The organism is Lacticaseibacillus salsurae (assembly GCF_045862175.1).
GTDB classification, from domain to species: Bacteria; Bacillota; Bacilli; order Lactobacillales; family Lactobacillaceae; genus Lacticaseibacillus; species Lacticaseibacillus salsurae.
This window is the reverse complement of record NZ_BAAFZI010000003.1, coordinates 82574-94479: the sequence shown is the minus strand read 5'-3', so window position 1 is coordinate 94479 and position 11906 is coordinate 82574. Positions and strand designations below refer to the sequence as shown.

The following is an 11906-nucleotide window of genomic DNA, read 5'->3' as shown; positions in this document are numbered from 1 at the left end:
TTTATTCAAGGTTGCGGAGCACTAAGCAAAAGCCAATCCAATGCCGCGCGATAGTCGCCTGCCAACACATTGCCGGTTTGTGGTAAGGTCAACGTCGCTGCGGTGATCGCCAAGGTGGTGGTGCCACTCCCACGATCGATCGGCGCCGTTACCACCGACGCCTCCATGCCGGCAAAATCAACATTGGCCAAAGCGATTCCCGTCGCATTGGTCCCAGTCGCGTTACTTGCCGCAAATTGTGCCGACTGCGGCGTTAAAGTCGTTGACGTCCCAGCGAGCTGGAAAGCGTCTAACTTCACCAACAACTGCCAGCCGCTATTGGTGCCACGAAAGTCTTCCACGACGATCTGTTTTTGGTCATCCCCGTCAAAACCTGGTCCTTGGCCATCTTTGGTGACTGCCCCAGAAGCCAACGCAAGCGTGACGCGATGATCGATCAAGTCACCCACATTCAAAGATTCAAACTGCAGGTCTGGCACCTGCAATAACGCCAAGCTTTCCCCCATCACGTTCACTTGCGCTGTACTGATAGCAGTGGCCGCCCCATCGACCACGGTTGCCGGCAAGGGGTCAGCGGCAAGCACGACTTGGCTAGGCATCATCGCACTAAGCGCCAAGATGCTCACTCGTTGCCAAGACTTCATTCACTTGTCGCAGCTGCCATCGGATCAGCGGCTGGTGTTGGCTGGGCGATCAGCTGCCAGTTGACCGTGGCTTGGTACGTTCCAGCAACGGCTTTGGTATCTTTTGCCAAAGCCAAAGCCCCAGAAGTCACCTTAACTTCTGTGTTCCCGGCACCTTCACCTTTAGGCGCTATCAACAAAGAAGCCACATGTCCACCACCGAAGTTAGCGCCAGATAGCGCAATAGCAGTGGTATTATCACCGCTCGTCGTCCCAGCTAGGGTAATGCTGGTAGCGGTAACCTTTGTGCTTCCAGAAGTAAAGTCCCCAAGGCTGCCAGATAAGCGCCAGCCAGCATTGTTGCCACGATAATCGAGCACCTGGATGGTTCGTGCGTTATTCCCATCATGATCGGTATTATTAGTAGCAGTCGCCGTGTCCATATCCATGTCGAGCGTATGCGCGCCTGTGATCAAGCTGGCAACTGAACCGGATTTAAAGTAAATATTTGGCACGGCGATCAAGGCCAAGGTGCCAGGTGTCAAATCAAATTCTGCCGTAGAATTTGCCTGCACGACACTGCCATCATCTGCTAATTCAAAACCATCGGTGACTGTGGTCAAATTCTTGTCGGCATTCCCAGGGCCTGCAAAGTCTTCTGCTCCTACTGCCACCGGCGCGCCGCTGGCTAACACTCCCAAAATCAATGCGAAAAACCAATTACGATTCTTCATCCTTGTTCCTCCTTGCTTAACTGGATCCAGTAACAAAATTGCCCGCACCACCCCCTCGCTATATATATTTGCGAAATGACCTCATTTTGATACTTGTCCCCAAAGATAATTAGTTAGTGTTGACAAACAAATCCTAACTAACTATACTGAGCAACGTTGATCGTTAGTTTCAAAAAAGGTAACCTAACTAACTTGGAGGTCTAAAATGACTGAAGATACCCAAGCACTATTGGCTTTATTTGGCCGCTTACTGGAAAATCGCACCTTTGTGTCTGCTGCCTTACGCACGCGCTATGCCCGTGATGCGCATGGTCAAGCTCACCGTGGCCAAGTGCGCCTGTTACGTTTATTAAACGAACATGATGGCTTGACGAACACTGAGATCGCCGTGGAGCTCGACATTCGGCCAAGTTCCGTGTCGGCGTTAGTCAAGAAGCTCCTTGACGCCAAATTTGTCGAACGCTTAGCTGACGCTGACGACAAGCGCGTCAGCAAGATCTTTTTGACTGATGACGGGCGCGCTTTTCTCAAAGGCGCCAGCCAATTACAAAATGATTTCTCCCAAACCTGCTTTGCCACCTTATCTGATTTAGAACAAGCACAATTGCGGCAACTGCTGCAAAAGCTGATAGCGGGTTTAGACGAATCTAGTGAAGACTGGCGCGACTTGATGCAACAAGCCCACCGCTGGCACCATCAATTTGACCGCTTTTCCGGGCAGCCTTTTGGTGGCGCATGGTTTGATCGGAGGCATGAATGAAACCACACGCAAAAGCTTTTGATCGGCGGGCCTTTTTGACGTTGATCAAAATCATTCACCCCAAATATTGGCAGCTGGGCGTTGGCATCGGTTTAGGCATGATCGCCACTGCTGGGAATTTGATCGTGCCGCAATTTGCCAAAAATTTGATCAACCAGCTGGGCCAACACCTCAATGTGGGGCTGATGGTCGCGGTCGTCGGGGTGTTTTTGATCAGTGCCTTGATCTCAGCTGGATCTGGCACGATTTTAGGCTTTTTTGGCGAAGATGTCGTGGCCAAGCTGCGGCGCCAGTTATGGGATAAGCTGCTGCATTTACCAGTTAGCTATTTCGACACGAAAAAATCCGGCGTGTTGTCCTCGCGCTTAGTCAATGATTCCAGCCAAGTCAAACAGTTATTAGCCAACACCTTGCCGAATTTAATGACCAGCTTATTGCAGCTGATCGGGGCGTTGGTGTTGATGCTGGTCATGGATTGGCGGATGACGGCGATCATGTTCATCGCCGTGCCTTTAGTGATGATCGTGATGATGCCTGTCGCTAGGCAGTCGCGCAAAATCGGCCGTGCGCGCCAAGACGCCTTGGCAGACTTCAATGGTGAAGCCGGCGAGATCTTAAGTGAAGTGCGCTTGGTGAAATCATCTAACGCCGAAAATCAAGAAAACCAAGCCGGCAGCCAACAAATCGATCAGCTCTATCGTATCGGGTTAAAAGAAGCAATCTATGATTCCATCGCCGGCCCGTTGATGACTGGCGCCATGATGGCCGTGATCTTAGGCGTCTTGGCTTATGGCGCGCATCGCGTGTTAGCTGGGTCGATGACGATCGGGACCATGTTGGGGTTTTTGATGTATTTGTTTCAAATGCTTGGCCCAGTGATGGCGCTAGGACAATTCTTCACCACCTTGGCCAAAACCAGCGGCGCCACAGAACGCATTCAAGAACTGCTAGCACAACCGGTTGAAGATCAACGCACTGGCGCGGACATCCCGTTAGAGGGTCAAACCATTGCCATGCAACATGTTGATTTTGCTTATGAGGCCGGGGAAAAGGTATTGCAAGATCTCAGTTTTGAAGCCAAACCGAACTCAGTGGTGGCGTTCGTCGGCCCTTCTGGTGGCGGCAAATCAACTGTGTTCAGCTTGCTGGAGCGCTATTATCAACCAGACGCTGGTCAAGTGTTGATCGGTCATCAAAATGCGCAAGCGGTGAATTTGACCCATTGGCGCGATCAAATCGGCTTGGTGTCTCAAGACGCGGCGATCATGGCTGGCACGATCCGCTATAACTTAACGTATGGCTTAAGTGACCATTACAGCGACGACCAATTATGGGCGGTGTTAAAGTTGGCTTACGCAGATGAATTCGTGCACCAAATGTCCAAAGGCTTGGATACCCAAGTTGGCGAACGCGGGATTAAAGTCTCTGGTGGTCAGCGGCAACGTTTGGCGATCGCACGCGCCTTTTTACGCGATCCGAAGCTGTTGATGCTAGATGAAGCCACTGCCAGCTTGGATTCAGAATCAGAAATGATGGTGCAAAAAGCCCTCGCCCAACTGATGAAAGGCCGCACGACGTTAGTGATCGCGCATCGCTTATCAACGATCGTGGATGCCGACGAGATCTACTTTATCGAAAACGGCCATGTTTCCGGTCACGGCCCACATGACCAACTCTTGAAAACGCACGCGCTTTACCATGAATATGTGCAAAACCAATTTGCCGCGTAACGCAAAAATCGCGGCTGAGCCATAAAGCGTTTTTAGCATAGAGTGGAAGAGTCCTGCCGAGTAAATCCCGAATTTAGGATTTGCTTGGCAGGACTCTTCTACTCAAATGCGTTGCTTTATGGCGCGTACATCTCGGTAATTGTCGGATTCATTTCGTGACATTCAATGATGTCGTGGTCCGATTTTGATTCAGGCATTAGCAGGCTGTTCAATGTGAAATTGAATATGGTCGAAGTTTTCATGTTGATGGGCTTTGACAAATGCCGTGGCTTCACGATTGACTTGCGCCAAGTCGACGCCTTGTTGCTTGGCGGCAAACAAGCAACCGCAATAGCACTGACGATACACATTGTAGTCTTCAGACATTTGCACTGAGCGCGCATAACCGCCGCGTTTTTTAAAGTCACTAGGCAAATAGGAAACATTGTAAAAATGCTGGATCTCCAAGCCTTCTTCATTGATCACTTGTGCATCTTTGTGTGGCGAAATGGTCAAGGCACTGCCAAAGTAGTCAAATCCCAGCTCTTGGGCTTTCTTGGCGACGCGATCCAAACGGAATTGGTAGCACACATGACAGCGCGCGCCACCTTCTGGCTCGTCTTTCAGCGACTTGGTGACTGCCAGCCATTCGCTAGGTTTGTAATCTGACGCCATGAACTGCACATGATTGCCAGTGGCTTCGTTGAAATCAGAGATGAAGCGCTGTTGGACCAGCTTGCGGCGTTCATATTCCATCCGCGGGTGGATGTTGGGATTATCGTAATACACCGTCACATCAGCGTGTTGGGTGAGATATTCCAACGTATAAGTGGAACAAGGCGCACAACAAGAGTGCAACATGATTTTAGGCCGATGATCCCAAGTCTTGATCACCTGTTGCAAGATCAGATCAAAATTGATTTTTTGACCCACTTCAAATTGCGCTTTGATCGCATCATATTCCAGCATCGTCACCACTCCTTAGACCATTAGTGTACCACAGCCAAGAAAAAAGTACCTTCAGAACAATTAAAAGCCCTGTCACCTACAAACAGGAGGTCTGTATGGATATGTTGCTTGCGATCATCAGCATCTTGGTGATGATCAGCTTACTCGGACTGGTTTTACCTAAAACCCCAAAACATTGCCAATAAAATCAAAATCGCCTCACCTAGCCGAGATTTTCGACAAGGTGAGGCGATTTTTACATTAGAACTTGTCCCAAATGTTTTCCAAAATATTGGTTTGGTCACGATCTGGGCCCACTGAGAACGTCAACAAGTCCACGTTGATCAACTCAGCGATGCGCTTGACATAGTTGCGTGCCGCTTCTGGGAGATCTGCCAGCGTTTTGGCACCGGTGATGTCTTCATCCCAACCAGGCATTTCTTCGTAAACCGGCTTGCATTCGGCCAATTGCTTCAAAGAGGCGGGATAGTGATAGATCGTTTCGCCGTTGCGTTCGTAAGCCGTGCAGATCTTCACGGTTTTCAAACCTGTCAACACGTCAATGGAGTTCAAGCACAGATCCGTGACCCCAGCCACGCGGCGAGAATGGCGGACCACCACAGCGTCAAACCAACCCACACGCCGCGGCCGGCCAGTGACGGTGCCGTATTCGTGGCCAGCTTCGCGAATGAAGTTGCCATCTTCGTCATTTAGTTCAGTTGGGAATGGGCCATCGCCGACACGAGAGGTGTAAGCTTTGGCGACACCGACCACGCGATCGATCTTCGAAGCGCCAACGCCGGCCCCGATGGTCACGCCACCGGCAGGGTTTGAGCTGGTGACAAAAGGATAAGTGCCTTGGTCGATATCCAACATCACGCCTTGCGCGCCTTCAAACAACACATTTTCACCCGCATCAATGGCATCGTTCAACACCACAGACGTATCGGTGACATATTGTTTGATCTGTTGGCCATAACCGTAATATTCTTCAAAAATATCATCGAATTTCATCGGTTCGGCGCCGTATAACTTGGTGAATTCCTGATTTTTTTCATCCAAGTTTGCTTTCAGGCGTTGCGCAAAGATCTCTTTGTCTAAAAGATCGGCAATGCGAATGCCCACCCGGCTGGCTTTGTCCATATAAGCTGGGCCGATGCCACGGTTGGTGGTACCGATTTTGTTGTCGCCTTTAGCGGCTTCTTGTAAGGTATCCAAGGCGATATGGTAAGGCAAGATCACATGCGCGCGATCGGAAATGCGCAAGTTTTTGCCGTCGACGCCTTTGGCCTTCAAATAAGCCAATTCTTCGACCAGGCTCTTAGGATTGACCACCACGCCGTTACCAATGACGGACAACTGATGCGGATACAAAATGCCACTAGGGATCAGGCGTAATTTGTACACTTGGCCTTTGGAGTGAATCGTGTGCCCCGCATTGTCACCGCCTTGATAGCGGCTGATGATCTTGGCGCCTTGGCTGAGAAAATCGGTGATCTTCCCTTTGCCTTCATCGCCCCATTGTGTGCCTACAACAACTACTGTTCCCATGTGTGCTCGCTCCTTTGAGTATGACTAACTGCCATTGGCTATTCTACCAAGTCTGCGCACGGGATACAAGCCAAAACCCGAATATTCTATTAGCATTTTTTTAATTGTAAGTAAAAACCCGAACAAAATTTGTCCGGGTCGCTATTATCGATTAAATTACCGAATCACTCACGGTGGTCCAAGGCTCCTTGCAAGTAGGCATAAATATGGCCAAAAGCTAATTCCAACACCGCGTCAAACCGCACCGGCACTTGTTGGCCGGCCTCTTCATTCACCAAATTCATCATAAAACCAGTGGCCGTCAACTGCGCCGGATAGCCGAGTAAATGTTCGTCCATATCCGCCACGCGAATACGGATCACCCGCGAAAATGCCGCCGCAGACGCGACTAAGCCAGGGATCAGATCATCTGAAGAATCAAATTCACGATCAGCATTCAATACTGGCTGTTGGGTGAAGTGGTGATCAATGTCCCACTGTTCATAAAATTTCACCGTTTGTAAGTAGTCGCTGGCAGTGGTGATGCTTTGGATCGCCGGCAGCCGGATCGCCACATACCCGCCGAATTGTGCCGCCATGTCTTTTAAGCTCAACACCACGGTATCAGCGTTCAAAGCTTTCACCGTGCCAACAAAGAACTGATCTTCGGCACCTTTTGGCATTACCGCCAGCATTTGGCCAGTCCCCATCGCGTCAGCGAAGATCTCGCCAAGTTGGCCGTCATTGGGGATCAGCGCTGACTTCACATGGTGTAGCGACTCACGCTGGCTGACCAAAGCCGTTTCTTGGCGCAAATCGAGACCTTGAAATTCCACCACCAACACGTCAGAATAATCGATCGTCATTTCCCGCTTGTCTGTGAAGTTGAACTTGTTAAACACGTTGAACTGGAAATGATCGTCGGCCACGCTGAGCACTTGGCCTTCTAAATACGCGTCGTCATCCGCTAAGATCACCATCACCACTTGCTTGCTGGCTTTGACTTGGGTGACCAACTGGCCTAACAAGTCAGAGGTGGTGTCGAATTTCAACGGCTTTTCTTGACCGGATAACGACAGAAAATGTTCTGATTCGGCGACGCTGATGCGAAATTGCATGTCGTCAAGATCGACGCCGGCAAATTCGACTTGCGCGATTGCTGCAAAATTCAGCCACACTGACCCGTCATCGATCCCAGCGTCATTATATGTGGCTAAAATCACCGCATTATTGCCTAGTGCTCGAACATAACCGGTATAAAAATCATCGGTATCGCGCTGATAAACGTTGATCATCAACCCTTCGTTCAGCGCAGTCATCAAACTCATTAATATGGCATCCAAATGTGGCTCGCCACCTTTCAATATATTTCCCGGGAAATTACGGTGCTGGTTGATAAGCGATGGTGCTGAACTTGTTATAAGATTTCACAAATAACAACTTCACGGTACCACGCGCCCCAGAACGGTTCTTTTCAATGATCACTTCAACTTCGCCAACATTGCTGTCAGTGTCTTCGCCGCTGTTGTCATCGTCATCGCCACTATCACCTTCGCCGCCATCGCGATAATAATCATCACGATATAAAAAGGCGACGATATCGGCATCTTGTTCGATAGAACCAGATTCACGAATATCCGATAGCACTGGGCGCTTATCTTGGCGCTGTTCCACGCCACGCCCTAATTGTGACAAGGCGATCACTGGGCAACCCAGTTCTTTGGCCAGCTTTTTCAAGCCCCGCGACACGGCAGACACTTCTTGTTGGCGGTTTTCTTGGCCAGAGCCTTCAATCAGCTGCAAATAATCGACGATCACCAACCCTAGATCTTGTTCTTGGGCCAGCTTCATGCATTGCGAGCGGATCTGCGCCATGCGCACGCCTGGGGTATCATCGATATAAATGCTGGCTTGGCTCAAACTACCCATGGCCACCATTAAGTTCTGCCATTCTTCTTCGTTCAGTTGCCCAGTACGCAAGTGGTTGGCATCGATGGACCCTTCTGAACACAGCATCCGGTTGATCAGCTGTTCGGCGCCCATTTCCAAAGAAAACATGGCAACCGTTTTGTTGGTTTTGGTGCCGACATTTTGCATGATGTTCAACACAAAAGCGGTTTTCCCCATTGCCGGCCGCGCACCGATGATCACCAATTCACCTTCATGCAACCCAGTGGTGATCTTATCCAGATCTTTGAACCCAGTCGGCAAACCAGTGACATCAGAATCATTCTGGTAGAGTTTGTCGATGTCAGTCATCGCTTGGTTCAAAATGTCTTTGATCGGCCGAAAACCAGAACGGTTAGTGGTATCGGCGACTTGCAGCATTTCATCAGACGCGGTTTCCAAAAGCGCTGGCACGTCAGCTTGGTCATTATAGCCACGTTCGGCAATACTTTCTGCCGTATCGATCAAACGGCGCAGTTGCGCCTTTTCAGCGACGATCTTGGCATAATACACGATGCTTGACGCGCTTGGAACAGCGTCGGCTAATTCCACCACTGCCGCGATGCCGCCTGCGTCTTCCAGCTGGTTGTGGCTGTCTAAATAATCTTGCACCGTAACCAAGTCGATCACTGATTCGCGATCATTCAATGCGGTCATCGCCGCAAAAATCAAGCGATGGGCGCGCATATAAAAATCGTCTGCCGTGATGTAATCGGCAGCATCGATATATTTTTTGGGATTTAAAAAGATCCCACCTAAAACGGCTTCTTCAGCTTCTTTGTTAAACGGCGGTGTCCGCCGGATCTGTGGCTGATTATCCAATACGCGCGCTCCTTATTAAACGAATCGATTCATCCCATCCAGTTTACGTTAGAAAACCTTGTGGCGCAACCAGACAACTCGCCGAAGTCAGCGGCCAAAAAGACGCCTTGTTAAAACAATATTCGGCTCAAGGATCAAGGTACAGTCACGAATTGTCACGTCACGTTCAGATATAAAAACGCCTTTGCACCGCGCATTCAAACGAATACATGGCACAAAGGCGCTTGTGAGTTGGGCTAAAACCGCGTTGTAACGCAGCCTATTTAGTCGCGTTTTGCAACGCAGCCTGTTAGTTTTGTGGGGTGATGTGTACGCGGATGGTGGCATCCACACCAGGATACAAGCTGATCTTCACATTACGGTAGCCGAGCGTCTTGATCGGCTCTGGCAAGTCCATTTTGCGCTTGTCGACTTTGATCTGGTATTGCTTATCCAATGCTTGAGCGATCTGCTTGGACGGGATCGAACCAAACAAGCGAGAATCTTCGCCGGCTTTGGATTGGATCTCAACGATATGCTTATCGTCTTCTAACAGCGCTTTGATGCTTTCGGCTTCTGCTTTATGTTCAGCTTCTTTTTTCTCTTCCAAGCGTTGTTGACCGCGTAAAGCGCTCATAGCTTGAGGGGTGGCCGGTTTGGCTTTGCCGTTTTTGATCAAAAAGTTCTGGGCATAGCCATCTGGTACTTCTTTGACTTCGCCGCGGTTGCCTTTACCACGAACATCTTGAGTAAAAATAACTTTCATGATTGGTTCCTCCTTTTAGCACGCTTATTCTTGCGCTTCGACAGTTTTGATCGTGTCGATCAGCTTGGCTTTGGTTTGGGCCACAGATTCGCCTTCGATTTGCGTGGCCGCATTAGACAAATGACCGCCACCACCAAGTTGTTCCATGATCACTTGGACGTTGATATCGCCAAGACTCCGCGCGGAAATGCCGACGCGTGAATCTGGGCGTCTAGTGATCACGAAGCTGGCATCAATGCCACTTAACGACAACAAAGTATCCGCTGCTTGCGCTGCGATCACAGGGTCATAAGGCGTGCTTTCTTCACCTGTACATAATGCCATATTGTCACTGATCATTTCAACGCTATCGATCAAGTGATTCTTTTGAATGTAGCTGTCGACGGATTCTTTCAATAAGTTCTGCGCCAACAACCCATCTGCGCCAACTGAGCGCAGATATGATGCCGCATCAAACGTCCGCGTCCCAGTCCGCAGTGAAAACGACTTGGTGTCAACCGTGATCCCAGCTAACATCGCCGTGGCTTCAAGCTTGGACACGCCGCTGGTATTAGTTGGTTGATACTCAAACATTTCTGTGATCAACTCACAAGTCGAGCTGGCATAAGGTTCGATATATACCAGCATCGGATTTTCTGGGAATTCTTCACCGCGACGATGGTGGTCGATGATCACAGTGCGTGCCGCTAAGCGATCATATAATTGCGGGGCAGTCGTGATCGACGGCTTGGAGTGATCCACCATCACCAATAAGCTTTGGCTGGTGGCTTGCGCCAGCGCCGCTTCTGGGGTCACGATGGCATTGGCGATTTCAGGATCTTGGCCCACGCGGCCCATCAACCGCTCCACATCAGAATGGAGTTGTTCTGGATTGATCACCACGTAACACTCTTTGCCATTCATTTGTGCAATGCGCCGAATGCCTAAAGCCGCGCCAACGGCATCCATATCAGGTTGTTGATGGCCGACCACAAAGATCTTGTCGGTTTGTTTGAACAATTCTTGCAAAGCTTGTGAGATCATCCGCGCCCGAACGCGGGTCCGCTTGGCCATCGGGTTGGTTTTGCCGCCATAAAAGCGGGCTTGTTCGCCTTTGGCTCTGACCACCACTTGGTCGCCACCGCGGCCTAACGCCAGATCCAAGTTGGATTGTGAGGTGATGGCCAAACGCGCCAAGTCCGAATCGCCATACGCGATCCCGACAGATAACGTCAGTGGATAGTTCTGCTTGGAAGTTTCAACACGGATGGTATCCAAGATCTTGAACTTATCCGCTTCTACTTCTTGCAATGCTTGGACATAAGCCACCAGCAAAAAGCGGTCGTTGGCAATGCGCTTGACGAACATGTGGTAGTCACTGGCCCAATCTGACAACTGGTTGGTGACATAAGAATTCAAGTTAGTGACTGTTTGATCATCCAAAGTTTGGGTGATCTCATCATAGTTATCCAAAAAGATCTGCCCGATCACCACGCGTTCATTCTCCGCGCGGGCTTCGATTTTGGCATAGCGGGTGATGTCCATCAAATAAACCACGCCGATGGACTTTTGAATGATCATTTCAAAATCATGATCGGCCCAGCGAATGGTTTGTAACTCATTGGTATCAAGGTTATCAGCCACTAATTTGCCTAATTCAGCGTCAATATCGCCGAGTTTTTGGCCTAATAAGTCGTTGTCATCAAAATATTGTTGTAAGTAAGGGTTGGCCCATTCGACAGTGAGGTCTTTGTCATACAACAAGATCCCCACTGGCATTTTGATCAAGGCTTCTTGTTCCCCACGCTTGATGCGATAAGCCAAGTTGGAAATATATTTATTGGTATTGTTGGAGATCGTCACCAATCCATAAAACACTGACGCCACCAAACCCAGCAAAAACAGTAACATCAATAACGCCAAAGCGGGCTTGATAAAGCTGGCAACGATCACCACTAAAACGGCCAACACCACCATCACCCCTGCGGTATAGCGCAAGCGGATGTCTTCCAGAAATGCTGGAAATTTGACCTTAGCGAGAAAATTCTTCATGCGCACAAACTGCCTTTCGAAAACGTGATCTGGATTAACCAATTCTTAAGTCATTTT

At 49.6% G+C, this 11906-nt stretch carries 10 protein-coding genes; 2 read left to right on the top strand and 8 right to left on the bottom strand.

All coding sequences use genetic code 11. The features are described 5' to 3' along the window. Nucleotides 1–5 precede the first annotated feature (5 nt). The gene (locus ACKTSG_RS02355; RefSeq protein ID WP_407891574.1) at nt 6–617 is read right to left on the bottom strand and encodes a WxL domain-containing protein; all 612 of its coding nucleotides are present in this window, start codon (nt 615–617) and stop codon (nt 6–8) included. 23 nt (nt 618–640) lie between these two features. Beyond that, a complete protein-coding gene (locus ACKTSG_RS02350; protein WP_407891572.1) occupies nt 641–1357 on the bottom strand; it encodes a WxL domain-containing protein in 717 nt (238 codons plus the stop codon). A 205-nt stretch (nt 1358–1562) separates the two neighbouring features. Here ACKTSG_RS02350 and ACKTSG_RS02345 point away from each other — a divergent pair, with 205 nt between their 5' ends. Both ACKTSG_RS02345 and ACKTSG_RS02340 read left to right on the top strand, forming a co-directional pair. After that, complete coding sequence (locus tag ACKTSG_RS02345) at nt 1563–2117, top strand: MarR family winged helix-turn-helix transcriptional regulator (protein ID WP_407891570.1); 555 nt, start codon at nt 1563–1565, stop codon at nt 2115–2117. Continuing rightward, nucleotides 2114–3847, top strand: a complete 1734-nt coding sequence (locus tag ACKTSG_RS02340; protein ID WP_407891568.1) for an ABC transporter ATP-binding protein — start codon at nt 2114–2116, stop codon at nt 3845–3847. The genes ACKTSG_RS02345 and ACKTSG_RS02340 overlap by 4 nt, the downstream gene beginning before the upstream one ends. 189 nt (nt 3848–4036) lie before the next feature. Here ACKTSG_RS02340 and ACKTSG_RS02335 read toward each other — a convergent pair whose 3' ends face one another. The 6 genes from ACKTSG_RS02335 to ACKTSG_RS02310 form a co-directional block, all read right to left on the bottom strand. Next, nucleotides 4037–4795 (bottom strand): epoxyqueuosine reductase QueH, encoded by a 759-nt coding sequence (locus tag ACKTSG_RS02335; protein WP_407891566.1) that lies wholly within the window; start codon nt 4793–4795, stop codon nt 4037–4039. A 240-nt stretch (nt 4796–5035) separates the two neighbouring features. Continuing rightward, nucleotides 5036–6325, bottom strand: a complete 1290-nt coding sequence (locus ACKTSG_RS02330) for an adenylosuccinate synthase (RefSeq protein ID WP_407891564.1) — start codon at nt 6323–6325, stop codon at nt 5036–5038. Between the two features lie 164 nt (nt 6326–6489). Continuing rightward, nucleotides 6490–7647, bottom strand: coding sequence for a hypothetical protein (locus ACKTSG_RS02325; RefSeq protein ID WP_407891562.1), 1158 nt, complete (start codon nt 7645–7647; stop codon nt 6490–6492). Between the two features lie 37 nt (nt 7648–7684). After that, the gene (gene dnaB / locus ACKTSG_RS02320; RefSeq protein WP_407891560.1) at nt 7685–9073 is read right to left on the bottom strand and encodes a replicative DNA helicase; all 1389 of its coding nucleotides are present in this window, start codon (nt 9071–9073) and stop codon (nt 7685–7687) included. Nucleotides 9074–9362: 289 nt separating this feature from the next. Further along, entirely contained in the window at nt 9363–9818 is a 456-nt protein-coding gene (gene rplI / locus ACKTSG_RS02315) for a 50S ribosomal protein L9 (RefSeq protein WP_407891558.1), read from the bottom strand. 24 nt (nt 9819–9842) lie between these two features. After that, nucleotides 9843–11849 (bottom strand): DHH family phosphoesterase, encoded by a 2007-nt coding sequence (locus ACKTSG_RS02310; RefSeq protein ID WP_407891556.1) that lies wholly within the window; start codon nt 11847–11849, stop codon nt 9843–9845. Between the last annotated feature and the right edge of the window lie 57 nt (nt 11850–11906).